Source organism: Sphingobacterium daejeonense, assembly GCF_901472535.1.
Taxonomy (GTDB): domain Bacteria; phylum Bacteroidota; class Bacteroidia; order Sphingobacteriales; family Sphingobacteriaceae; genus Sphingobacterium; species Sphingobacterium daejeonense.
In genome coordinates this window covers 1821616-1847910 of sequence record NZ_LR590470.1, presented here as the reverse complement: position 1 = coordinate 1847910, position 26295 = coordinate 1821616, and the positions used below count along the sequence as shown (strand labels likewise).

Below are 26295 nucleotides of genomic sequence, written 5' to 3'. Positions count from 1 at the left end.
AATTGATTTTATTATTTTTTATTTAAAAAACTCTTCTACCCTATTTGGAGAAAGCATCTGCCATAAAGATGCTACTGTCCATCCTGGGGCAAAAATATCATTGTAAAATCCTTTTCCGTTTTTCCCATAATCCCAATTAGTATGTTGAACTACCTCTGGGTAATATCCTACTTTAGCAATATTGAACATATGGTCAGGAACTGGCATCAACTGCAACATTGAAGATTTGATTACATTTGAGAATTCTGAAAACCTAGCTTCCTTACGCTCATTTGCCAACCAATCCAATACGGTTGCAAATTCAAAAATAAATACATCGATATGGTTATTTTCTACTGAAACATTTCCCCATCCCCTAGATTGGAAGCCTACATCACCAAGCATCTGTCCTTGCGCAAAAGGAACATCCCAGGTATAATACCATGTAAGACAGAAATAAGCAGCTCGCATGCATTGATCAATATAATGCTGTTTTTCCTTGCCCTTGCTAACCATCGCCATATAATACATAGCAGTGGATGCATATAATGATGCTTCTTTATCTTCGCAGTTTGCATCTAATGTCGAGGAGAAATAATCTGACTTATTGATAATTTCGTTCTCTAAGTAATCTGCAGATTTTTTTGCTTGATCTAAGTAAGATTTCTTTTTAAAATATTTATAGGCCATGGTCAAAGGCAATGTTGCAGAGGGAGTACTTCCTCCACTTTCATCCTTAACTACAAAATTATCGTCGAATTTTCGAGGAAAACTACCGTCTGCTAATTGCAATTTGGCAAAATTTGCAAGGATTTTTTCCATTTTCTTTTCCCATTCGGCATGATTTCTTCCTTTTGATTTCTCATAATGAAGATAGTTCAGAATGGCGAAAACCCCTTCGGATTGTCTTCTTATACTGTAAACATCCGTCTCATTATTATGGGTATAATCTACAAATTCCCTAAAGAATCCGTTTTTTGTAAACCCATGTTCTAAATAGCTGGCGAATATTGCATTGGCGTCATCCTTTAATTTTTGATCGCCGTGTTGTTCAGCGTATTCCAAAGAATTATAGGCATTTAGCAATACGCGCCCTACAAATCCAATTTCTGCAGACCCTGTACTAGCACAATCACCTGTACGCATATGGACGCCAGAATAATACTTTAGGTCATATTTATCAACATAACTTTCCTTAAAGAAATTGGTTAAGATTTTTTTTGCATCCTCATTGCTATAATCAGGCTTCAAAGATGCAGGCTTTTGTGTGTCATAGGCATAAGCCCAAATTTTAGAAACAAAATCACTGTAATCATTTGCTTTCCCTTTAGAAACTTCCCAAGTTAATTTTCTTGTCTCTCCTTTTTCTAATTTTTCAAAAGCAATTATTTCAGGAACAAGAGTTAACTTACGGATATAGGTTTTAGGAGCTTCATGATAAGGAAACCCAAACACTAGAGCCGACGATCCGTCTTCATTTTTAAAGCCAGTAAAGCCTAAATCCGTTTTCGAACTTAAAATCACCTCACCCGATTGATGTTGTGCTATAGCATCTTGTTTCAATTCATCGCGTCGAATTACTGAATAATAAGATTTATTTTGGGCACTGAAAATTCCTGTCAATGGAGTGCTTAATCTATCCTCTCTTACCTGCCAACTATCGCTGGTCGCAAAAGATGGAGCTTCTTTAGGTGACCTTAGATTTTTATGATACCAAAATCCAGGCATTATAAATTCGCTCTCATCATGCTTATAATCTGAGATTTTATAAGTTTTTTCAAAATTATAGTAGACTAGATCTTTTGCTGTAATAGTTACCTCTATAGTAGTACCATTATTTCCATCCACAATTTTTTTGTTGTATATCAACTGGAAGATTATCAGATGATGTCAAGTTTGTTCCATCCACCTTCAAATCAAATTTCTTCGAATGGTTTCCAGGTGATTTCAGAGTAATGGCTTGGGTCATTTCTTGGCCCTGTGCACTTAAAAATAATGCAACGGCAAGTACGGTTAATGATAGGTTTATTTTCATATTTTGTTGATTTTATTTTTCAATTTTTATCCATGTTTCAGGATTTTCCTCAGTCATGTTAGCAAGTTTTTCAATTCTTATATTGCCATTATTGTCGACATAACGAAAGGCTAGACCCAAATGAAAATTACTTGGCAAAGAAGCCAATGAAACACTTTTCTCCTGAACTTTCTCTTTGGAGACTGGATTAACAATTTTCTCAGTATTATTTCCATTAATATATAAGAGGTATTCCTTCATCTGATAATTCTTTTCAGTATCGGACTTGGTACTCTCAAAAGTAATTTTGAGACTATTATCGACCTTAAAAGCCCTTACCTTCAGGTTCAATAAAGAGTTGCTCCCAATAAATATATCTGCTGTATCTGAACTCAAAATCAATGTATTTGGAATTAAATACCCTTTTATTAGCCATGGTGATATTTTTTCAGACTTAAAATTGGTTGAGCTTAATGCCACGACCGTATTTTTGTCCCAATTAGCAAGAGAATTCCATTTGGCTTCCTTGTTTAAAGCAACAGGAAAAGGTTGAGTAATATTTTTAAATGATTTTGCTTCAGTATTTCCAATTGCCACTTCCATTGTTGACAGTTCCCAATTATGGTTTCTATTTCTATTGGTTTGATATGAAAGTAAAAACTGACCATTTGACAATTTAATAAGATATGGAGCACCCATATAAATTGAATCATCAACTGCTTTTTCCAATGCATACCACCGATTTTTAGAGTCAGAAAGAACAGGTTCAGTCCAACTATTAGGAAAGTCACTTTTAATTATGTAAGGTTTGAATTGGTCAATTTTATTGTCCTCCACTGTTAAATAGATTTCTTGGTCTGCATGAACAGCAACAGGCATACCATCCCTTCTCCCTTTCCTAAAAGAAACTGTTTGGGGAGTAGACCAGTTTTCTCCTCGATCATTGGATTTTATGACAGAAATTTCCTGCTCATTAGATTTTTGATACGGTTCTTCGTTTGCAAAATAAATATGAACTTCTCCATTTGGTAGTTGTAAAAATGATGGCTCCCAACACCCATCAATAAACTTTTTTCCTGCCTCGTATAATATTTTCACTTCTGACAATTGACCTGTTTCAATATCCATTTTTTTCAATCCTATAGAAAATGGAGCAACATCATCCTTTCTTGGTCTATAATTGCATGCAAATAGAATATCACCATTATCAAGTTCAATTATTTCAGGATTAGCTGCATTTATACGGACTGTTTCAGACGAACCATCTACATGATAAGGATAGGAAGAAAAAATCACCTCAGGATTAGACCAATTTATACCTTGATCAAAACTTTTTTTAAGATGGATATCTCCTTTACGATTTTCATAGATGGCAAACAGATTTCCGTTACGCAGCCTTATCAATCTAGGGTAACCACCCTCATCGGCAAGTTGTTGCATAGAAGAATAATCCCAAGCTATCCTTACATCAGAGGAGTGATCGAGGTCTTGTGCATTAACGAAATCGATAGCACAACAAACACTGATTATCCATAATACAAATTGACACAATCTAAAGACCATAACAATTTTATTTTAATTTAGGTCGAATGATTTCTTTGGAAATCGTCATTACAGGTACCGCATCATCTGTAAAACTAACATCTGCAATATACATCGCTCTAGGATGGATGCTTTCTTTTGAATGATGAGCATGAAAGACAATTTTCATTTTACCTTCTTTATCAATAAACATAGCGCTATGTCCTACGCCTACCAAGTCTTCAGGCATTTGTAAAATTGGGTTTTTATCATACTTTACCCACGGTCCTTCTACAGATTTTGAAGTAGCAAAACCTACTCCGTAGGATTGGCTTTCATAACTATTAGCTGAATAGGTCAAATAATATAAATCATGATGCTTCACAACGAAAGCACCCTCATTAACCCTTGGCCACACCTTTTCCCATTCTTGAGAAACATGAATACAAGGTTTCATACTTTCGGTATCAATAGTTTTTAGATCGTCCTGTAGTTTTGCGACCCAAATATTCAATCCATCATTAAATCTGTCAAAAAATAAATATGGCTTCCCATCTGAATCGATATAAAGTGAATTGTCAATTGCTTTTTCATTAGGCAACATTGGCTCCTTCACATCTTGTACAAAAGGACCATTTGGAGAATCAGAAGTCGCTACACAAATATGTTCATTGGCAGAGTAATACATAAAGAATTTGTTTTTTGCCTTTATATAATATACTTCCGGCGCCCAAAACCATTTTCCACCCCAAGAATCTTCGGATTTTAATGCCAAATCCGATTCTTTTGTCCACTCTTTCAAATCATCAGAAGTATAAACTTCAATTCCTTTGTCTCCATTAGTTCCATAAGCATAATATTTTCCATCATGAAGCATGATAAACGGATCACCAAGCGGAACGGGATTTTTGAAAACAAATTCAGGTTTTTCGGACTTCGCACAGCTGTTTAATGAAACCAGCATAAGCATAATTAAATAACACAATCTTTTCATATCATAAAATTTAAAAGATTTGCCGGACAGGAATCCTCTGCCCAGCAAATAACAAACTAACTAATAATTCGGATTTTGTTTTACATTAGGGTTATTGTTTACCTCATCTGATGGAATTGGCAATACCCTGTGTTTCTTAACAACGAAATTTTCAAAATCAGGGTCTCGACTTTTCAATTCATTGACACCTTCTTGGTTGTCCAATAGACCCCATCTTTTTATATCCGCCCATCTATGACCCTCAGTAGCAAGCTCTAAGAGCCTTTCCATTTGTAAACGTTTTAAAAACGTTGTTCGATTAGTAGTAGCCGCAGTTTGGTTAACCGCCATTTTTGGCATATTTACTCGTGCTCGAACTCGATCTACCAACGCTACAGCTTCTGCTAATGAACCATTGGACTGCGCTACACATTCTGCATACATCAATAAAATGTCTGAATATCTAATCAACCGTACATTTGTAGGGTTATAATAATCATCGTAGTTACGATAATATTCTGAACTATATTTTCTAAAGAAAACTCGACCTCTATAATTGTCTTTGTTCCATTGCTCAGGATTGCTGGTCAGACTATAGATTTTAGTGTTGTTAGGAAAATCTAGGTGCATATCGCTATAGAATGCAGTATATCGGAGTCGAATGTCATTTTCATTATTGACATCTTTTTCTTTCTTGAATTCAGTAATCAACCATGGTCTCAATTCTCCATCGGTCCAGCCAATTCCTGGAGGAGCAAAGAATTGACCACGGTTAAGTCCTAAGTTTGGTTCTACCGCGAAATCTCCGTCACCTGCTGGTGCTGGGTTAGCGTCTGAATATTGAATCTCAAAAACTGACTCTTGATTGTTTTCTTTATCCTTACTGAAATTATCAAAATAATTTGCCGTGAGGTCATAATATTTCTTTCCAGCGCCGTTTACCAACCATTCTAAATCATTTTTAGCATCCGTCCATTTATGTTGTTGCATATGGCATTTCGCACGGAAAGCAAATGCAGCACCCTTGGTTGCTCGCCCTTTATTGGGGTTGTCCCATTCTTCAGGTAATAATTCTGAGGCTTTTGTCAAATCAGCTATAGCTTGAGCAAAGATCTCAGTTTCAGTATGCCCCTCGGGCTGCATCCCTGGTGTCGAGGGCTCTAAAACAATTGGAAGACTTGTATTTTCACTACCCCACAATAAGGCAAGGTAATAATAATACATCCCTCTCAGGAAATGCGCTTGCCCTAAGACATATTCCTTCTGTTTTTGCATCTTCAAACTCTATTTCTGGAACATAATGCAAAACCTGATTTGCCCGAAAAATAGCTTCATAAAAATCACGATAAGTCCATGCATTGCCTTCCCAAAAATTATAATTGTTATATCTGAACTGAGTCCATTCCTTTAATTCTGCCCAAGGACTTTGGCTGAAGCCTTCATCAGAGGTGAGGTCTAAGCGGAACCATACCCACCGGCTAAAAGTCCCTGGCTTATAGAACATATTATAAACAGCATTGACACCGTATTGAGCATCTTTCTCAGTCTTCCAAAAGGTAGTGGTCGTAATTGTATTTGGATTTTGAACATCCACATCACAGCTTGATAATAACCCAGCTGCAATTAATATATATACTAATTTTTTCATTGTTCGATCAATCTAGGTTAAAAAGTTATTTGTGCTCCGAAAGTAAATCCTTTAGGATTTGGAAATGCTCCACCATCATAGCTTCGTTCCCAGATACTGCGGTTCAAGAATTCGGGATCTAAACCTCTATATTTCGTAAAGGTGACTAAGTTCTGAGCGTTTACATATAATCTGATCTGACTGAACAAATCGCCGGTTATTGACTTTGGAAAGTTATATCCCAATGCCATTTGACGGATGCGAACATAATTTCCATTTTCCAACCAGCGGTCCTGATCACCACGAACATTCCTTGAGTCGGCATAAATTGGCCGAGGATCTTTAGCATTGGGATTCTCAGGTGTCCAAGGGTCATAATCTACGCGATAATTGGAGTTATCATCAAACCTGTCATAACCACTCCTAGGACCATTGAATGAAAGGAATCCAAAAGCACCTGTAAACTGAAACTGCAAATCAAATCCTTTGTAGTCAAATCCTATATTTCCACCTATTTGATATCTTGGCATACTCCTTCCGATATACTGTCTATCAGCTTCGGTTATCTGACCATCATCATTGAAATCGATAAATTTTACATCCCCGGGCTTAGCATTCGGTTGGATGAGTTCCCCTTTACTATTTTTATGATCCTGCACTTCTGCATCTGTACGAAAAAGTCCATCAGTTTTAATCAGATACCAATCACCTATAGATTCTCCGACTTTTGATTTTGTATTCCATTGTGTGAATTCATCTCGGTCGTAACCTAATTCAAGGATTTTATTCTTAATATATGAGCCGTTAAATCCAATCTGATAGCCAAATTCGCCTACACGATCTCTCCACTCCGCTGCCAACTCAACACCCCTATTCTGAAGGGATGCTGCATTCACAACAGGATTACCACCATTATTACCAGTTACCATTAAAATCTGCATTGGAGTCAACACATCTTTTGTTTGTTTATCGAAATAATCGATGGATAGGTTCAGCCTGTTATCCAAGAACACGGCATCAAAACCTGCATTCATTTGGGCAACCTTTTCCCATTTCAGGTCTTCGTTGGCTAATTGGATCTGGGTCATGCCCGTATATACCGCTTGGTCCGTGCCAAAAGCAACCTGAGGAAACACCGTAATAAAAGAAACCCAATCCCATACTCCTATATTGGAAGTTCCCAATACCCCGTAATTGGCTCTAAGCTTTAAATCATTGATCCAAGGAACATTAAAGAACTCTTCTTTACTGATACGCCAACCTGCAGCAACAGATGGAAAATAACCTACCCTGAATTTTGGATTGAATTTCGAGGATTCGTCCCTACGCATTGTTAAACTCAACAGGTACTTCTCATCATAAGTATAGTTTACACGTCCAAAAACGGAAAATAATTTTTCAATATCTTGATAATTTCCGGTTTTAGGATTATTTAATGCAGCATCCAAATTGGTAAAATAATCATTCCCAGTCATTAAGACATCGTTTTTCGTTCCCCAGATTTGTTCATAGTTTGATGTTTGATAACTTGTTCCCACAACAGCTGAAACATCATGTTTACCAAATATTTTGGCATACTCAATTGTGTTGTCATACACGTATCCGCGGTATTGAGCTTGATTTTTATTTAATGAAGACGGTACGTAAGGTTGGTTATAAGTCCAAAAACCTTCTTTGCGAAGTTGAAGATGTTTGTCATTGCTTAAATCAAAACCAAAGTTCAACCTATATTTTAATGATTTGAAAAATTCTAACTCTGTGAAAACATTTCCCCTGGTCCTTAAATTTCCATTTTCAGTCACCAAAAAATCTTCAATAGCAAACGGGTTTGTTCCAAAAGTTACATCTCTACTGCCATCACCAAATCCATAGCCTCCTTTTGCGGCATTATTAGGGTCAAATACTGGAATGGTTGGCAACATTCGATATACATCAATTATGGGGTTTGTATTTAGTGCATCTATGCTATAGTTGCTTAATACAATATTTTCACCGATACTTAATTTGACATGATCTCCAAAATCTCTGGAAGTCGAAAGGTTGGACCTAAGGGTATATCGTTTACTGCTACTTCCAATAGTCGTAGCATCATTCCCTTGGTAATTTCCTGAAATGAAATATCTGCTTTGTTCGCTACCTCCTGAAAACGAAACATTATGATCTTGTAACCATCCAGTTTTGAAAACTTCCTCTTGCCAATCGGTATTTGCTTCAAAGTGATTTGCAGGCTGTCTATTGGCGTTGCTGAATGCAAGGTCATTCAAGCTGATCCACAGATCTCGATCTGCCAAATCGTATCTTGGCAACCATTGCGCTGTTCCTCTGGAAGAAACATCAATTTTCATCTTTCCAGCCTTACCCTGTTTTGTTGTAATGATAATTACGCCATTACCTGCTCTAGAACCATAAATGGCAGCTGCAGAAGCATCCTTCAAGACTTGTATACTTTCAATATCATTGAAGTTAAAATCTCTATTTGCCCCTTGAACAATTCCATCCACAACATATAGGGGATTGCTGGAGCCAAAAGTTCCGGTTCCTCTAATTTCTACTTTACCTTCAGAACCTGGATTACCGGCAGTCCTCACATTCAAACCGGGTAGAGTACCTAAAGCATCACCAACAGATCCACTGACTGTTGCATTCTTCATTTGGCTAGGATTGAAAACTGAAACAGCACCTGTCAAATCAGATTTCTTTACAGTTTGATAGCCAATCACGACAACTTCATCAACCTCCTCGTCGTCAGATAACATCGTGATTTGTAATGAAGGTTGATTTGAGATCACGACAGATTGGGAAGCCATCCCCACAGAGGTAAATTGCAGTTCCTGACCATTTTGTACAGAAATTTCGAAATCTCCATTTTCATTGGTCATACTTACAGTGTTTGTCCCCTTTACGGCCACCGTCACATTAGCTAACGGCTCGCCAGCTTCGTTCGAAACCTTTCCCTGAATTATTCTGGTCTGCGCAAATGCACATACAGAAAATAAAATAGAGAAAAGGATAATTATACTTTTCTGCATTTTTGATTTTGGTTTATTAAATGGTTATTGATTTATATGGTTTATCTTTTATTCCAAATAAGCTGCTTACTAGGAATCTATTATTTTCATCAAAATCGGTAAACATAAATTTGAAAGTGTAAACTCCCAATCCTTTAAAACCCTTGGTTCGTGGTTCTAAATTTTAAATAAAAGAAAGTCAAAAAATTATCAATTCCTATCATTGGTTAATTTTTACAACTTTTTACTAATTATTACTATTTTTAAAAGTAAACCTGCGTTATAAGCGTGCTTAAGCGATTAAACAAATTACCGTGAAAAATTACATCAATTATATTTCAACCTGCATTTTAGTACTTTTGATCCCACTCCTCTCCTTGGGTCAGAAATCCTCAAACATTCACTTCAAAAAGTTACAAGTGTCAGATGGACTATCTGAAAACAGTATATACTGTATACTACAAGACCAATCTGGCTTTATGTGGTTTGGAACTAAAGATGGCTTAAATAGATATGATGGTAATACATTCAAAATTTTTCAAAAAGAAGATCATGATAAAAATAGTTTAGGGAATAATTTTGTAAGGTCTATTGCCGAAAAAGATCAGAATACATTATATATAGGTACAGACCATGGTTTATTTATCATGGATAAGGACAAAGAAGTTTTCCAAAATGTAGCCTTAAAAACTTCTAATAACACAAGGATAACTTCAGCCGTAAATTCATTGGTGATTACCAAAGATGGAAAACTTTGGATAGGAACAATGAATCAGGGGATATTTCGGTATAACCCGAAGCAACAGAAGTTAGAACATCTGGAGATTGAAGGTATCGATTTGGGACAAAATGCCACTTGGTCGATTTTGGAAGACAAATCTGGAACTGTTTGGGCAGGAACAAGATTAGGGTTGATAAAATTTAACTCTTCAATACAAAAATTCCAAGCCATTCCTAATGTCTTTAATCCATCAGACAACCCTGAGTTTGAAATATTATCAATGAAGGAGGATAAAAAAGGCGATCTGTGGTTAGGAACGTGGAGAAAAGGACTTTTATGGTTCAATAAACAAAATGGTATAATTGGGTCATATATGAACAAAAGTGCCAATCCTTTTGTATCTCATATCCGATCAATTTTTGAATACAGTGAAAATGAATTTTTGATCGGATCAGATGATGGCTTATATCTATTTGACTTATATGGAAAACAAATTAAAAGAGTTGATATCCCCCACTTCAAGCACAGCCTTAGTGATCAAAATGTATATTCTATCGCTCGTGACAGGGAAAATAGTATTTGGATAGGTACATATTTTGGTGGAATCAACTATCTGAACACTTCCTTGCTGCCGATTGAAACTTTTTATTCTGATGTCCTGAAAGGTTTTTTATCTGGAAAAGCAGTTAGTCAATTCGTTGAAGACCCAAAAGGAAATATGTGGATTGCGACTGAAGATGGAGGCTTAAACTACCTAGATAAAATAAATGGAACCATCAGTCAACCAATTCAGACTTCCTACCACAATACTCATGCGTTATTGCTTGAAAAAGATAAGTTATGGGTCGGTACTTTTTCTAGGGGATTGGATGTGTATGATCTTAAAACAAAGACTTTAAAAAACTATAGACATCATGCATCAAATGAACAAACCATAAATGATGATTGTATTTTTTCGCTATATAAAACTAAATCCGGTGACATATATATAGGCACACCAGTTGGAATCAATAAATTCAATAAAGAGACTGATACCTTTGAAAGGATTGAGGGTATACATAAGTTTATTTACGACATCAAAGAAGATAATGAAGGTAATATATGGTTAGCAACTTATGAATCAGGCCCTGTTAAATGGGATATTAAAAAAAGAACATGGATTCATTATGATCAAATAAAACCAAACGATCCAATTGCCTCGAGTAAATTAACAAGTATATATCAAGACAGCCAAAATAGGATGATATTTACAAGTGAAGGGAAAGGCATATTTATCTATGATAGAACAAACGATAGTTTTAAAAATATTTCCCAAGCCAACGGCTTGCCCAACAATGTAATTTATGGGGTTTTAGATGATCCTGATGGAAATTTATGGTTAAGCAGTAATAAAGGGATAATTCACTTCCACCCAGACAATCCCAAAAAACATGAATTATATACCATTGACAACGGTTTTCAAAGTAATCAGTTCAATTATAAGTCCTCCTATAAATCAAGAGACGGAAAGTTTTATTTTGGCGGAATAAATGGGTTCACTAGCTTCTACCCACAAACTTTCTCTGATATAAAGAACAAAGTAAAACCTAATATTGAAATTACGGGTCTTGAACTTTTGAATAATGAAAACAGTCAACTGTCAAAAGATATACAGGAGAAGTTGAACACCGATCAACCCATTATATTAAAACATGGTCAATCATCATTTACCATTTCATTCGTCAGCTTGAGTTACCTTTCTCCTAGTCAAAATCAATATTCCTATATGCTGGAAGGAGCAGATGATAATTGGACAAATGCAGCAAATCGACAATCAGTTTCCTATGTAAACTTACCAGCAGGAAAATATACATTTAAGGTAAAAGCTAGCAACAATGATAATTTATGGAACGAAGAAGGAACTAGTATACAAATAGAAATCTTACCACCATTTTGGTTGTCAATTCCTGCAAAAATATTTTACACTCTACTTGTACTAACTATTATATATCTAATTATCAGATATTATGAGAAATCAAATAAAGAAAAACATCAAAGACAATTAGCAAATTTCAAAATAGAGCAGGAACAGAAATCTTACGCTTCAAAAATTGAATTTTTCACAAATGTTGCCCATGAAATAAGAACTCCGGTAAGTTTAATCAGTGCCCCTTTGGAAGAAATTCTTGAAAAGAAAAACATAAGCACAGAGGTAAAAAACAACTTACATATAATCGAAAGAAACTGTGGAGAGGTTGCATATTTTGATCAACCAATTATTAGACTTCAGAAAAATGGATGAAGGACGATTACAGATTCATCCTGAGAACATCGATCTGAAAGCTTTTCTGACCGAAATTTATGAAAGATTTAAAAAATCAGCTCATAGCAAAAAATTAAAATTGGATTTAGTTTTGCCATCCAAAGCAGAGGTAATTGTAGAGTCCGACTTAGAAGCAATTACAAAAATTATCAGCAACCTTTTGAGCAATGCAATTAAATTTGCAGATAGATTAATTGTTCTTGAACTCGGAATAAATGAGGATGAAACCTATTACATAAGTGTCAGTGATGATGGAAAAGGGATTCCTAATGAATACAAGAATCTCATTTTTGACCCGTTCTATCAGATTAGCTCCAATAAAAGTCATTCAGGAACAGGAATTGGACTTTCTTTAGTCAAACATTTCAGTAATCAATTGGGAGGAAAAATTGATATAAAGGATATAACACCAAAAGGAACAAGCTTTATTTTTAGCTTTACTAATTATCCAAAATTACCAGAAATAACATTAAATAGCTCTGACTTATATGACTTAGAAAATGAGCATTTTGAAACTTCCGGACTGCAAAAAATCCTATTAATCGATGACAATCCTGACATTACTTCTTTTATTGGGCAATCCCTTCAAGAGGATTATAAAATAGACATCGTTGAAAATGGAAAATTAGCCTTGGAAAAACTTGAGGTGGAAAGCTATAACTTAATTATCTCCGATATTATGATGCCGGAGATCGATGGAATTAGCTTGTCAGAGATTATCAAAAACAATGTTAATTATTCACATATACCTATAATTTTACTTTCAGCAAAAATTGAAAATTCAACAAAAATCAAAGGCTTGATGACAGGTGCTGATGTATTTGTTGAAAAACCCTTTTCTATTACCTACCTGAAAGCCCAAATAAGCAGTTTATTGAGAAATAGAAACAGTTTACTAGAGATTTTCAACAAAAATCCTCTAGCATCCTACTCTACCTTGGCGACTAATAAAAGTGATGATTCGTTCTTAAAAAACTTGAACGATGAGATTGAGAAAAATCTATCAGATGATCAATTTAATGTAGAATCATTGGTACATATTCTAGGTTTCAGCAGATCTAATTTTCAAAGGAAGCTCAAAGCCGTATCAGGTTATTCTCCAGGAGATTATGTTAGAACCTATAGACTCAAAAAAGCCTGCAACTTGCTCTTGGAAGGAAATTATCGAATAAATGAGGTCTGCTACATGGTAGGATTTAGTTCACCATCCTATTTTACAAAGGCTTTTATTAAAGCTTATGATATGACGCCAAAAGAATTTGTAAACAATTTTAAAGCTCAAGACGTGTAAATATGATTTTACAACATAATCGTAATTCAATAAATTCCCGAAAACTAGTATCTATATTCGGTAATAATTGTAAAAAGTGTATTGAAATCCGGTAAACCGTAAAGAATAGAGAATGTAATTCATTACATTCGACTATCACAATCACACTAACCACACATGGAAACTACTGACTTTAACATATGGCTAGACCATAATGTTAAGCTTTCTAACATCAATCAGGTTTGGACGCTGTACCATGCCGTAAGGTCTGAAAGCAATGAATTTTATTCCTATTCCATTCTTAGGGACGAAAATAGGCTCTTGGTAAAATGTGCCAAAACTCAAGAAACGTTAATTATTCAAGATAATGAATCCAAAAACAGATTCTTGCACACCTTAGAATATCCTTTTCTGTATCAAGGGGGAATTGATACCGCCAAGGAATTGAACAAAGATTGGAGTTGAAGGATGGTTATTAATTAAATAAATAAAAATTAATTTTAGACTAGACTTAGATAGAAAAATCTGGTTGGTAACTCACCAACCAGATTATCAAAATATTTCAATATTCTTTTTCAAAATATTATCTAATCAAAATCGAAGAGATCTGAAAGAAAAGATTTTTTCTTTCGAGGGTATTTCTGATTAGGATTTCTGTAATCACGATCATCTCGTTGATCATAATACCGGTCATCTCTATAATTTTCTTGATAATTTTTCATGTGTGAGGAATCACTGTTATCATAGCCTCTTGAAGGCCTATTTTGTTCAGGCCTATCTTCTCTGGAGATCATTTGGCTAGAAGCATATTCCATCAACTTATCCAATTCACCTTTGTCCAACCAGACCCCACGGCAATTTGGACAATAATCTATCTCTATTTGATGACGTTCAGTCATTAATAATATTTCATTACAATTTGGACATTTCATAAGATATCTTTTTTAATTAAAGAGATAATTTAACCTAAATTTTTGTTATACCTGAATTATAAAGGTTTTTTTGACATTTTTTAACATGCAATTATTTTTGATTCTCCTTTTCTATCGTCATTCGTTACTAAATCTGTAAATTAGTCAATCTAATTACAAACTATGTTTTCGACTCGCACTTATCAAGAAAGAAGGATTCAATTAGCCAAGGAAGTATCCAATGGCGTTATATTATTACTTGGAAATATTGAGAATCCTATTAATTTCGAACATAACACCTATCCTTTCAGACAAGACAGTACATTTCTATATTATTTTGGGATTAAAAGCCCATCTATTGCTGCAATCATTGACATTGATGAAAATAAGGAGATTATTTTCGGAGATGAATTAGACATGGATGCTCTTGTGTGGACTGGAAGACAAGAAACATTAAAAGAAAAAAGCATTAAATCAGGAGTTCAAGAAACACTACCTTTTAATTTCCTTGAGAAATATTTGACCAATGCAAAATTTGCACACCGAACTATTCATTTCTTACCTCCCTATCAATCATCCAATAAAATCTTACTAAGTCGGGTTTTGGATCGACATTTAGATGAGTTGAATCCTTCAGTCGACTTAATTAAAGCTGTTGTGAAACAACGCAGCATAAAAGAGCCACAAGAAATCGTTGAAATCGAGGAGTCCCTGCGCGTTTCTACAGAAATGCACTTATTGGCAATGAGGATGGCGAAGCCAGGAATCAAAGAATACGAGATCGTAAATGCGATGCAGAAATTTGCAGCAGACCAAAACTTCACATTTGCTTACCCACCAATAGTTACTATTCATGGAGACATACTCCATAATCAATTTCAAGAGAACTCGCTTAAAAATGGAGACCTAGTTTTAAACGATTCCGGTGCAGAATCTCCTATGGGATATGCTGGAGATCTTACAAGAACATTCCCTGTATCAGGAAAATTTAATGATCGACAAAAGGAATTATATAATATTGTCCTCGACGCTTATATGAAGGCTCGTGAATTGTTGAAACCTGGAATAAAGTTCAAGGATATTCATCTTCAAGCTGCAAAAACATTGGTTGAAGGATTGCGTAATGTAGGGCTAATGTGCGGAAATGTAGAGGACGCAGTTGCTAACCATGCTCATACCATGTTCTTTCAATGTGGACTAGGACATATGATGGGACTAGATGTACATGATATGGAAGATTTAGGAGAGCAATACGTCGGATACACAGAAGCTGAACCTAAGGACCAGATTACATTTGGTTTAAAATCCCTCCGCTTGGGCAAAGAATTGCAGACTGGAAATGTCCTTACCGTAGAACCTGGAATATATATCATTCCTGACCTTATTGATATATGGAAAGCTGAAAAGAAGAACCAGGAATTTATTAACTACGATGTCTTGGAAGAGTTCAGAAATTTTTCTGGAATTAGGATTGAAGATAATTTCTTGATTGAAGAAAATGGATATCGATTGCTTGGACCTGACCTCATCAGGACCGCAGAAGATATTGAACAATATTGTTCTACGAACAGAATATAAATTAAAAATAAATCTGATTTTTTAACTTTCTTTAAACAAAGTTCCGCTGAATAAAATGTAATTTTGCACTTGCTTATTTTCATAAAAATCAATAACTCAAATAGGCAATATTTTTTATTTATACAATGAAGTCGACCATTAAGTTCAACAACATAAACACCTTATTTTCAAAGTCTCTTAAGAAAAATATCAACGATTATTTTAATAGCACAGTACAGAAAAAAACCGGAAATAGAAAATTATTTCTAAAAGCAACTATCTTGATAATAAGCTTTATCACCTTATATTCTGTTTTGGTATTTGTACAGCCTCATTGGGCTATCAGTATTCTGCTTTGCATTATTTTTGGAGTAAACCTAGCTGCAATTGGTTTTAATATTATGCATGATGCAGGTCATAATTCCTTCTCAGAGAACAAGAAAGTGAATAGTATCATGTCATACTCTTTAAACTTGCTGGGGGGAAATATATACTTTTGGAAACAAAAGCATAACATTGCACATCATACCTATACTAATATCGATGGTGAAGATCCTGATATTGAGGTAAGCTTTATGCGTATTCATCATGAACAGAAGCTAAAAAAACATCATAAATACCAACCTATTTATTTTATCTTCTTATATGGCCTGTCATATTTGGCATGGATATTTTATCAAGATTATGAAAAATACTTCCGCCAGAAAAAGAGCGGATTAAAAGATAAATTTGATTTTGACTTCCCCATTAAGGAAAAAGTAATTTTTTGGATCAGTAAATTAATGCATGCCTGTATATTTATTGTCATTCCAATTATCTACGTAGGCTGGCTTCCAACATTAATTGGAATTCTTATAATTGGAGCAGTTTGTGGAATCTGTCTAGCAGTAGTTTTTCAACTTGCAACATGTTGTTGTTGGAACGGAATTCAAGTCTGGAGATCAACCAAAAATTGAAGAAGAGTGGATGATACATCAAATCCAAACTACTTCAAATTTCTCCACGAAAAATAGTGTGTTGACATGGTTATTGGGCGGATTGAACTTTCAGGTAGAACATCACCTATTTCCAAAAATCAGTCATGTACACTATCCAGCCTTGAATAGAATAGTAAGGGAAACTTGTGAAAAGCATAATATAAAATACAACGAATTTGGAACCTTTTGGCAAGCCTTACATTCCCACGTTAGGGTAATTAAGCAGATGTCAGTATAAACAAAAAAAACAGCAATTAAATTGCTGTTTTTTTTATATCTATGAAATTCAAACTAGATTAATTCCACTTCAGAAATCTGGTTTCCTTGTCTAGTACGTACTGCTTTATATTTTACGTTTTGATTAAGTGATAAAGGTTTTCCTGCTAGAGTGTCGTTAAAATAAACAGTTTCTCTAGTTTCACTATCACGAATAAATCCGTAGTGTCCAGCTTCATTGTAATAAGAAACTCGTCCGATTAAAAACTCATCTTCAGCTTCTTTCGGTCTCTCTAAATCTTCTGGTTTAAACTTGTACTTTTCAGTCGGAGGAGTGTCAGAAATGTTACCAAACTCATCTACGTAAGCATACATTTCTTCCAGTGCTTTACCTTTATTGTTGTTAGCACGGTTTTGTTCTCTCTTCTCCTGCTTTTCTTGCAGTTTCTGTTGTTTTCTTTTTGCTAGTTCTTTTTTCTTGAATGTAAGTTGATTTCTCGGCATTAAAATGAATTAAGTTAAAAAATGAAAGGATAAATCTTAAGTGAGCTAGAATGGCTGAGGAAATAAGATAGGTGCCTTTTATGAATGTATACAAAGGTACGAAAAATTAAAGAGAATTGCTAATGAGATGATTGCTACATTAATTTCGAAATTATATTCTTACAAGCCTCCTGAATGATCCCTACATCAACAGAATATGAAATATAATCTATTCCAAATTGTTTCCATCTCAGCGCATCTTCCACATTATCTGTAAAAATTCCGGTTTTTTTACCTTTTGATTTACATTTGGATATAATAAATTCAATTTTTTCCAATACGAGAGGATGATTGATTTGGCCTGGAACACCCATTGCCTGTGAAAGATCATAAGGCCCCAGGAAAATAATGTTGACATGCTCAACATTGATGATTTCCTCGATATTTACAATTGCTTCTGCCCCTTCCAACTGCAGAATTACATAAGTTTCATTGGATTGGGAGAAATACTCAAATCGATTCTTGTTGGAATACTCTGCCGCTCTTACAAACCTGCATACTCCCCTCATACCAATTGGTCCAAACTTAGCAGCTTTTACTGCTAGCATAGCATCTTCAGCATTGGTGATTTGCGGCACTTGCACTCCCATTGCACCGATGTCTAAAGCTTTTCCTATATGAATTGCTCCATTTTCAGGCACTCTAATTATAGGGAAAGTTCCAGTCAGTTGTGCAGCTCGGATTAAATTCTGCGCATTTAGAATACTATTAGGTCCATGTTCTAGATCAATAATGATAAAATCAAAGCCCGCAAAACCCATCGCTTCTATCATGGATGGATCTGATGTTTTTGAAAATGGTCCGATTACACTCTGCCCTTTGTCTAGTTTGTTAATAAATCTCATGTCAATCAATAGGAATAGGTGAATAATTTTTAGAACGTGATTGAAATTCTGTAATAAATTTACTTATTTATTGTAATATCCTCTTGAGTAAAAGATTATTAAATAAAAAGTGCCCTTTCGGGCACTTTCAGAACATTATTTTCTTTCTTTAAACTTGTCGCCTTCAAAAATTAAAACTGGATTTCCTCGATCTATATTAACCTGATCATTCCAACGTTCTCTATTATAAAGAGCCTCTCCTTGTTTGTTATCACTTTCAAGCAAATCCCTTAATCTCTTTAGAGCAAGTTGCTTATTCTGCAGTTGAGACCTACTGTCCATCACTTGTACGGAATGGCCACTTGGTAAATGGATAGCCCTAACAGCTGAACTCACTTTATTCACGTGTTGCCCTCCAGCTCCACTGCTTCTCATAGTCTGGAATTGAACATCCTTTTCAGATAGACCTACATTTTCTTCCAATGGATCCAATTCTAGCACTTCAACAAACCAGTTTTTTCTAGGATGATTTGGCCTAAAAGGACTACGACAGATCCAAAGAACTACTCCAAGCCATCTGCTAATCAATTGAGGGCAGTTTTTACCTACGATTTTGAATTTCACAGATGATGGAAATGGGTCTTGAACATCCTTCTCATTTATTATAATCTTCAAATCTAAAACCTCGGCTTCTTTTTGAATTTTCTGGAAAACATGCTGAACAGCTAAACAACATTCTTTGGGACCTCGTCCAGAACTTATTTCTATGATTTTTTCCATATCAAGTTATTTGTCCATTCTAACTATCTTAGGTGTAAATGTGCCTAAGACGTTTACCAATTCCTGTTGCAGGCTGATTACTTTTTCAATATCCTTGTAAGCCATTGGAGCTTCATCAACGGAACCACCAATCAATTCTACCTGATAGCTATCTAAAATCTTGGACATTTCACTTTTGCTGATGGAATTCTTACAAGCACCTCTAGACATCTGTCTTCCTGCTCCATGCGAAGCTGAATTAATACTTTCTATGTTCCCTTTACCTTCAACAATAAATCCTTTGGCTGTCATAGAGCCTGGAATAATACCCAACATTCCTACTGAAGCTGGGGTTGCTCCTTTCCTATGGACAATACATTCTTTATCACCTACTACTTCTTTCCAAGCAAAATTATGGTGATTTTCAATAGTAAGCCTTGGACGTTTACCAATGGCCTTAGCCAACCGTTGGTGGATGTTGTCATGGCAGGCTTTGGCATAATCGCCAGCAAGATTCATAGAAAGCCAATATTCTTGACCATCATGCGTGTCAAGATCTAACCAAGCTAAGTGTTGAACATGTTTTGGCAAAGGACATTGCTTAGTAGCCAAATAACTATAATGTTTGGCAATATTAGCACCAAGCCCACGTGATCCAGAATGTGACAGAATAGCGAGATAAGAACCCTTTCCTAACTCCCAGTTTGGTTTAGGATCAACGAGTTCTACAATTCCAAACTCCACAAAATGATTTCCACTTCCTGAGGAGCCTAACTGTTTGTAAGCTTTGTCCTTCAGTGATTTTAGTATTGGAATTTCCTGAAATTCCAGTCTTGAAAATAACTCATGATCAGTCCTAGTCTTTTGAGTTTCTGTTAACCCAAAGGCAGTATTATCTTTCAAGATATTTCTTAATTGAAATTCTTTACCTTTAATGTAAGATGCTGGAATATCAAAGATAGAAAGACTCATCCTGCAACCAATATCTACCCCTACACCAAATGGAATTACAGCATTGTCTGTTGCTAGTACCCCACCTATTGGCAATCCATATCCAGAATGTGCATCTGGCATAAGAGCACCCTGAACTGAAACTGGAAGCTTTAAGGCATCGTATAACTGTCTCTTTGCAACTTCATCGATCTCATTCTCTCCAAATACAGAAAATGGCACTCTTTGAGTTCTTAATTGTTGCAAGCGCACTTCAACAGGTTTTATCAATCCTTCAGCGACCTTCCCCCATGTTCCATGTCCTAGAAATTGATCGGGATTTAATAACACAGATTTTGCCTCTAATAATATTTGTTCTTTTTTTTCGCGTTTCCTATATCGCGTAATTTGCCCCAATGCAATGTTAATCGCATTAGTTTTTGGAAAACCCAATTTAATGAGGTCTTTCCCAGAAAGTTTACTTCCCATTATTATCTTATTATCTTATAAAATCCTGCTAAAAACAGGTGTTAAAATGGATAATCCGGGAATTTTTTGAAGAATCAAATAGAATAATAAATCTAACAGCCAACAAAAAAGCCCGAATGTCTTCGAGGCTTTCTTATATATTGTTTAAAAACTATACGATTGAAAAAGCACGAAGAAAAGCTACAGCAAAACCATTTGCCTGTTGAAGCTTGAAAAGTAGATTGAATCACAAACATATCTTCGTCTCTATTATTGGGTTAAAAAATATTTATCGCCAACAAAGTTATTAAAATTTATTTCACAAAAAAAAATCTTAAAATCGATTTTCTATTTAAAAGTCATAATTATCTTGATATTCCTGATCATTGTTATCAATGATTTTATCAATTAAAAACCATAAGATATCCCTTTCAGAACCAAATCGTTGAATCATTTTATTCCAGGAATTTGCATTGAACTGTATTTCATTACCTTCATTATCTGAAAAATTCCATTTCCCAAAACATCTTTTCCAATACTTGCTGAATAATTGTTCCATTTATACTCAAGGTCTCCATGAACATTCCTTTTTATTGAAAGCGCACCATCCCTACCCTGCTCTTCAAAATAATCGTGGGCCAAATATGTCTCTGCCAGATTCCGATTTATACCCCCTGTTATCTTCAACAATTTCTTTATTGAAAATATCGACCGAATGTTTAACCTTATAACCTGTTTCACGATACATCCTACGAACAAGCTTCCTGAATAATGCTGATTTTCCTGGATTATCACTCATTATTCCTGGATAATGCCTACCAAGATATTTCTCATCGAATTCAACAGAATTATTCGCATTATCCGAGAATTCTAATCCGTTAAAAATATTCTTCACCATGGTGGCTTTATATCTCCCATCAATCGAGTTGAATTCAAGATGTCCAAAAAAATCATTCCCGTAGGAACCCCTTTGAGCATATACATGAATACATAAAAAATGTGGTAATAAGTAAGATTAGTAATTTTTTCATATCAAAACTTTTCAGTTGGAGTAAATTTATTTAAAAAAGATTAATGCATATAAAAAATATTTTCTTCAATTGGTCTAAACTATTAATTTCACAAACATTTTAATTCGGAAAAATATAACATCATAACAGTTTTGTTTCAAATCACAAATTACATTTTAACCGCTATCCATTTTTTCTGGATTCAACTTTTGTATCTTTAGCTATTCAAACCAATATTATGAAAACTAATAGGCTTCTAGTAATCTACATAACCTGTTTACTTTTTATATTTATCCTTGGATGTCAAAAGGATAATCACAAACCAGATGAAACAGACCAAATAAAAAAACTCACAACAAGCTCCAAGAACTTCTCTTGGTGACAACTATTTTAATGGAGTCAATAATGAAGCTACTGAAAGTGAAATGGATTTAAAATATGATAAAGAAAACAAATTGTTAGAAATTGGTTTGTTTAAATTCATTTATGGAGCAAACGGTAGAGTTGAAAAGAAAGTATTTATTAATCAGGATCCTAATTTTCCTTACGAAGAAATCTTTGAATGGGATCAACTCGGCAGATTGAAAGGAAGTTAAAGTCTCAAGTGCTAACCAAAGTATTGAATTCACTACTGAGGATGGTGAGATCAGCAACAGCCTGTTAATAGCTAAATTTGAATACCAATTCAACAGAAAAAAACCATCAAGAATTTATTATCGTGATCGTCTTTCCTTTTCAGACTCTAAGTTTTCAAAATTTATGAGTATCGCTTATAAATATCAGGGTGATGATATTTCAGAATGCTTGATGGAGGACATTAATATTCCCCTCCTGAATCCTTATCACTTAATGTATATTGATATTAAAGTTTTCTACAAGAATGGAAATACAAAACATTATCTTAAAAATATTTACGATCAAATAGGCTTTAACCCTATTACAATTTATGAAGTAATTCCTGAGCATTTACCAGAAAAAGATATCGCAATTTTAGTCCAAGATAATAATTCGGATCCAAATTTGGATTGGAATGATGCATCTACCTACACAGTTGAAAAAGATAATAGATCAAGACCAATTGGGGTTTATAAGAAAACTGTGATCCTGAATCCAAACAATGGAAATCTTCTTTTTCAGGAAGAATCAAAATCCATAATCGACTACAATTAGGTTAAATTATTGTTTATTGAATTAATATTTATTCAATTAAATTTCCATGTTTGAACATTTTTATTTAAATTAGGGTTAATTATTGAACCACCGAACTAATTATTAATTATTATGAATGCTCTTGACGCGCATTTATACGAGATTTCCAAGGGAGTCAAATTTGGAGAATTGAATGTTCCGGATTTGGGTCAGATTGTTCCTGCGGCCTTAATGATGCAAGAAACCTCAAACAATGAACCTGTAGAATGTAGCTACATGAACAATTGGGGCACCAATTTTTTAGGAGTATGTCCTGAAGAAATTGTTGAACTTGGACCTTTGTATTATGAGAAATTCTTTATAAAAGAAGAAATACATTCTTTCTTTGGAGGGTTACAACAGTATATTTAAAAATGCTGAATTTGATAAAACCTATAATTTTTTCCAAAGAGTAAAACATTATTCCTCTCAATCAATGATATGGTGTTTTACCACATGCAAAATCCTGGAAATTGAATCAACCAATAATTTAGTTGTATTGTCGACTCCAATTGATGGAATGGATTATTTAATCAAAAGAGTCAACAAAACATTAGACCCTCGATGAATATCTAAGGGCAAATTATAAGAAATTTGCACAATTGACAAATCGAGAAAAAGAGATTATCCGATTGCTTTCTAATGGCCTGTCAACCCCTGAAATATCAGATCAACTTTTTATTTCCTCTCATACGGTAGCAACTCATCGGAAAAATATCTGTAAAAAGATTGAAAGTAGATCATTTGCAGAATTATTGAAATTCGCAGTCACATTTGATTTGACATAAATAAAAAACCTGAGCCGGGGAAGCTCAGGTTTTTTTTAACTAACCAATTATTAACCTAAATTATGAAATTATTTACTCATTACTCTTTTACTCTGTTTGTACAATAATAAACGCAAAGCCTATGCCTAAAGTATTTTATACATGTATAGTTAACATTTTTTAACAAGGATATAAAACTATTATACAAAACAAATGGCCTCTGGGAATCCCAAAGGCCTTACTCATTAATTTGGTTAATATAGTTTGGTAAAATTTCTAAATCAATCCTCTATCCTTGCAATATACTACCAACTGCTCATTTTTTGTGAATCCCAAAACTTCCTTCATCAGATTCAACCTCTTTCGATACTACTCAATCCCGAAGGTTTGATGTTTTTATCTTGGAGGATCTGTGGAATATTTTTTTGAAGAATTCCATTGGACAATGAGGAAATGATCTGTATATCCATGGCCGTAAATTCATGTGAATTTTTTGAACGCAATGCCAACCTTATATCAGGTGATTGGTAGATTTTATTGCTATCGACTGCTTTAAGGGCATCCTTAAAATGTTGGCCATCATGCCTAGCTTTTCTTACATAACCATCAATCTGATAATTTCTGAACAAGTCCTCAATTAAACTGATTCTTTCTATGGAAGAAAATACAATAACTTTGAGCTCTGGCTGTAATTCTTTTGCTGCTTTGATTAAATCTTTTCCATGTGTAATTTTTTGAGGTACAATATCATCCTCAAAAACAAGATCTGTAATCAATAAATCATAAGGTTCGCCTTCGCGGATCGCATTTCTGATCCAGGTTAGTGCATCATCGCAATAGTAAACATACTTTGTTTCAGCAACACCATATTCTTGAACAGTACGGTGAACAGATAAGTTTGCAACTTCATGATCTTCCGCAATCAGTACTTTTTTAAACATAAATGCCTATTTATTAATAGGGATTTCAATATTAATCCCTAATCCATTTTCAAATTGTTTCTCAAAAGTAATTTTACCTTTTAAATTATTTATACGGTTTTCCGTATTACTCAAACCATTTCCGAATTTTTTATCCTCAGGCATTCCTATCCCATTATCTTTGTAAAAAATCAATAGATTGGAACCATCATAATCAAATCGAATGATCACCTCATCCGCCCTACTATGCTTTTGCATGTTTACCATTAATTCCTGTAAAATTTCTTCAATGTTGATTTTTAGATTTGAACTGCACAAATCCCAAACGGCTTGATCATTACCAGCAATTAACACTGTTCTATATTCATTTGAAAATGACTTTAGGAGATCTGAAACAACCAGATGGAAAGCTATTTCTTGTTCTGCCTCATCCTCAACCTCATAAGATATATCTCTCGATTTATCATACATGATTTCCAGGCGATCCAATAACTCTTCCCTATCAATTTTATCTTTGTTTTCTAGTTCAGCCATAACCCTATATATTCCATTCGCAACCACGTCGTGTACTTTCCTCGAAGTTTTCAGCTGACTTTCTTTAATCCGGTTTTCGGCTGCAAGCTCTAAGGTAACTTTTCTTCGTTTGTATAATGTCCAGATATAATAACTTGTCAAACCAATAATGATTAAAACCATACAAAAAATTGCTGATTGCAAATTTATCCTATATTGTTTTTTATCGATTTCATGCTGGAGTTTAAGGTTATGAGCTTTACTCTTTTCAACTTCATATCGTACCAGAGCAAATTGATTTTTCGCAGTAAGACGAGCCAACTCTACGCTATCTACTATTTCCTGGTATTTTTCAAAATTTGATTTATCAAATTCATCCATTGTCAATAATAAATATCTTTTCATGGAAGCTAATCTAGCATCTGAATTTTTAATTTTATTGGCAATTTCTATTTGTTTTTGAGTATAATAAAGTGCAGAATCCTGGTTTCTATCAAGATAATAATTTGCTAAGTTGGAATAACTAGAATTCAGACCCCATAAATCATTCCGATTAGCTCTTATTTGTAATGCCGTCAGCATTTCTGGGATTGGATTATTGGATGAATCTAATAAAAATTTAGCTCTTGAATAATTCGTAATAAATCGTGCATAATCTGTAGAATTAGAATCTGTTTTAGGAATGATTTCTTGAAAAATATCAATAGCTTTTTTGTAATCCTTTATATGCATATAATTCGTTGCCATATTGTTTCTAAAAACCTTACGACTTGTTGAATCTAAAGAATATTTAATGGCTAATTCAATATATTCGTTCGACTTTTCAGGCTCTTTTAAATATTCTGCAACATTACTCAAATTGCCATAAATACTACTAAGCACATTAAACTCACTACTGTCATTGGAATCTAAATAAGTCAGGGCTTGAATTGACGTTTCTTGAGAACCATAGTAATCACCCAATTCTGCTTGATTTATTGCCATGTTTACCAAACTGCTCGCAACCCCTAGGCTGTCTTTGTTTTCCAAATAAAGTAGCCTAGCTTTTTCAAAATATACAAAAGCACTATCAGATTCATTCTTATCCAAAAATTCATAAGCCTGCTCATAGAAATGATTTTTTTCATGAGCTTGGTCCGGATTCACTTTTTTATTGCAGGATACAAACAGTAATATCCCTGCAATCGCTAATAATGGTTTCAATGGTAAATTGTTAAAGCACTAAAATAATAATTTATGCATTATGTTTAATCCCCCCACACTAATAATTACAGATATGAAACAATTTTTCACTGAA

At 34.4% G+C, this 26295-nt stretch carries 26 protein-coding genes; 10 read left to right on the top strand and 16 right to left on the bottom strand.

Features of this window, described 5'->3' with window-relative positions; genetic code table 11:
• Positions 1-18 precede the first annotated feature (18 nt).
• From FGL31_RS08820 to FGL31_RS08800, 7 genes are all read right to left on the bottom strand, one after another.
• Positions 19-1827: a hypothetical protein gene (locus tag FGL31_RS08820; protein WP_197734150.1), complete on the bottom strand. Its 1809-nt coding sequence runs from the start codon at positions 1825-1827 to the stop codon at positions 19-21.
• On the bottom strand, positions 1814-2014 hold the full coding sequence (locus FGL31_RS23300) for a hypothetical protein (protein WP_197734149.1): 201 nt from the start codon (positions 2012-2014) through the stop codon (positions 1814-1816). Before FGL31_RS23300 ends, FGL31_RS08820 begins: the two co-directional genes overlap by 14 nt.
• A 12-nt stretch (positions 2015-2026) precedes the next feature.
• On the bottom strand, positions 2027-3556 hold the full coding sequence (locus FGL31_RS08815; protein ID WP_138090648.1) for a sialidase family protein: 1530 nt from the start codon (positions 3554-3556) through the stop codon (positions 2027-2029).
• Between the two features lie 7 nt (positions 3557-3563).
• Entirely contained in the window at positions 3564-4478 is a 915-nt protein-coding gene (locus FGL31_RS08810) for a glycoside hydrolase family 43 protein (protein WP_232046469.1), read from the bottom strand.
• A gap of 90 nt (positions 4479-4568) precedes the next feature.
• On the bottom strand, positions 4569-5762 hold the full coding sequence (locus tag FGL31_RS08805; RefSeq protein WP_232046466.1) for a RagB/SusD family nutrient uptake outer membrane protein: 1194 nt from the start codon (positions 5760-5762) through the stop codon (positions 4569-4571).
• Entirely contained in the window at positions 5677-6135 is a 459-nt protein-coding gene (locus tag FGL31_RS25070) for a hypothetical protein (protein ID WP_232046464.1), read from the bottom strand. Before FGL31_RS25070 ends, FGL31_RS08805 begins: the two co-directional genes overlap by 86 nt.
• Before the next feature lie 17 nt (positions 6136-6152).
• Positions 6153-9143 (bottom strand): SusC/RagA family TonB-linked outer membrane protein, encoded by a 2991-nt coding sequence (locus FGL31_RS08800; protein ID WP_138090644.1) that lies wholly within the window; start codon positions 9141-9143, stop codon positions 6153-6155.
• Between the two features lie 293 nt (positions 9144-9436).
• On the opposite strand from FGL31_RS08800, the gene FGL31_RS08795 reads away from it, so the two are divergent.
• From FGL31_RS08795 to FGL31_RS08785, 3 genes are all read left to right on the top strand, one after another.
• On the top strand, positions 9437-12124 hold the full coding sequence (locus FGL31_RS08795; protein WP_138090642.1) for a ligand-binding sensor domain-containing protein: 2688 nt from the start codon (positions 9437-9439) through the stop codon (positions 12122-12124).
• Positions 12069-13436, top strand: coding sequence for a hybrid sensor histidine kinase/response regulator transcription factor (locus FGL31_RS08790; RefSeq protein ID WP_232046453.1), 1368 nt, complete (start codon positions 12069-12071; stop codon positions 13434-13436). The genes FGL31_RS08795 and FGL31_RS08790 overlap by 56 nt, the downstream gene beginning before the upstream one ends.
• A gap of 156 nt (positions 13437-13592) precedes the next feature.
• Positions 13593-13880 (top strand): hypothetical protein, encoded by a 288-nt coding sequence (locus tag FGL31_RS08785; protein ID WP_138090638.1) that lies wholly within the window; start codon positions 13593-13595, stop codon positions 13878-13880.
• A gap of 122 nt (positions 13881-14002) precedes the next feature.
• On the opposite strand, the gene FGL31_RS08780 is transcribed toward FGL31_RS08785, so the two are convergent.
• A complete protein-coding gene (locus tag FGL31_RS08780; protein ID WP_138090636.1) occupies positions 14003-14347 on the bottom strand; it encodes a TFIIB-type zinc ribbon-containing protein in 345 nt (114 codons plus the stop codon).
• Positions 14348-14509: 162 nt separating this feature from the next.
• Between FGL31_RS08780 and FGL31_RS08775 the strand changes: the two genes are divergently transcribed.
• The 3 genes from FGL31_RS08775 (at position 14510) to FGL31_RS27675 (ending at position 17098) form a co-directional block, all read left to right on the top strand.
• Positions 14510-15904 (top strand): aminopeptidase P family protein, encoded by a 1395-nt coding sequence (locus FGL31_RS08775; protein ID WP_138090634.1) that lies wholly within the window; start codon positions 14510-14512, stop codon positions 15902-15904.
• Positions 15905-16029: 125 nt separating this feature from the next.
• The gene (locus FGL31_RS08770) at positions 16030-16839 is read left to right on the top strand and encodes a fatty acid desaturase family protein (protein ID WP_262709070.1); all 810 of its coding nucleotides are present in this window, start codon (positions 16030-16032) and stop codon (positions 16837-16839) included.
• 10 nt (positions 16840-16849) lie between these two features.
• Entirely contained in the window at positions 16850-17098 is a 249-nt protein-coding gene (locus FGL31_RS27675; protein WP_262709069.1) for a fatty acid desaturase family protein, read from the top strand.
• A gap of 53 nt (positions 17099-17151) precedes the next feature.
• On the opposite strand, the gene FGL31_RS08765 is transcribed toward FGL31_RS27675, so the two are convergent.
• The 6 genes from FGL31_RS08765 to FGL31_RS08740 form a co-directional block, all read right to left on the bottom strand.
• Positions 17152-17580: a cold-shock protein gene (locus FGL31_RS08765; RefSeq protein ID WP_232046451.1), complete on the bottom strand. Its 429-nt coding sequence runs from the start codon at positions 17578-17580 to the stop codon at positions 17152-17154.
• A gap of 134 nt (positions 17581-17714) precedes the next feature.
• On the bottom strand, positions 17715-18464 hold the full coding sequence (locus tag FGL31_RS08760; RefSeq protein ID WP_138090632.1) for an HpcH/HpaI aldolase family protein: 750 nt from the start codon (positions 18462-18464) through the stop codon (positions 17715-17717).
• Between the two features lie 135 nt (positions 18465-18599).
• The gene (gene prfH / locus FGL31_RS08755) at positions 18600-19223 is read right to left on the bottom strand and encodes a peptide chain release factor H (protein WP_138090630.1); all 624 of its coding nucleotides are present in this window, start codon (positions 19221-19223) and stop codon (positions 18600-18602) included.
• A gap of 6 nt (positions 19224-19229) precedes the next feature.
• Entirely contained in the window at positions 19230-20621 is a 1392-nt protein-coding gene (locus FGL31_RS08750; RefSeq protein ID WP_138090628.1) for an RtcB family protein, read from the bottom strand.
• 331 nt (positions 20622-20952) lie between these two features.
• Positions 20953-21159 carry a hypothetical protein gene (locus tag FGL31_RS08745; protein WP_138090627.1) on the bottom strand — a complete coding sequence of 69 codons (207 nt, stop codon included), beginning with the start codon at positions 21157-21159 and terminating at the stop codon, positions 20953-20955.
• Positions 21160-21222: 63 nt separating this feature from the next.
• Positions 21223-21498 (bottom strand): hypothetical protein, encoded by a 276-nt coding sequence (locus FGL31_RS08740; protein ID WP_138090625.1) that lies wholly within the window; start codon positions 21496-21498, stop codon positions 21223-21225.
• A gap of 537 nt (positions 21499-22035) precedes the next feature.
• On the opposite strand from FGL31_RS08740, the gene FGL31_RS22600 reads away from it, so the two are divergent.
• From FGL31_RS22600 to FGL31_RS29785, 4 genes are all read left to right on the top strand, one after another.
• Positions 22036-22206: a hypothetical protein gene (locus FGL31_RS22600; RefSeq protein ID WP_171017591.1), complete on the top strand. Its 171-nt coding sequence runs from the start codon at positions 22036-22038 to the stop codon at positions 22204-22206.
• Between the two features lie 163 nt (positions 22207-22369).
• Positions 22370-22780, top strand: coding sequence for a hypothetical protein (locus FGL31_RS08735; RefSeq protein ID WP_138090623.1), 411 nt, complete (start codon positions 22370-22372; stop codon positions 22778-22780).
• Positions 22781-22891: 111 nt separating this feature from the next.
• On the top strand, positions 22892-23170 hold the full coding sequence (locus FGL31_RS08730) for a hypothetical protein (protein WP_138090621.1): 279 nt from the start codon (positions 22892-22894) through the stop codon (positions 23168-23170).
• Between the two features lie 230 nt (positions 23171-23400).
• Positions 23401-23586: a response regulator transcription factor gene (locus FGL31_RS29785; protein WP_138090619.1), complete on the top strand. Its 186-nt coding sequence runs from the start codon at positions 23401-23403 to the stop codon at positions 23584-23586.
• Between the two features lie 332 nt (positions 23587-23918).
• On the opposite strand, the gene FGL31_RS08720 is transcribed toward FGL31_RS29785, so the two are convergent.
• A complete protein-coding gene (locus FGL31_RS08720) occupies positions 23919-24506 on the bottom strand; it encodes a response regulator (protein WP_232046448.1) in 588 nt (195 codons plus the stop codon).
• A 6-nt stretch (positions 24507-24512) separates the two neighbouring features.
• The gene (locus tag FGL31_RS08715; protein WP_138090617.1) at positions 24513-26201 is read right to left on the bottom strand and encodes a sensor histidine kinase; all 1689 of its coding nucleotides are present in this window, start codon (positions 26199-26201) and stop codon (positions 24513-24515) included.
• Positions 26202-26295: the final 94 nt, after the last annotated feature.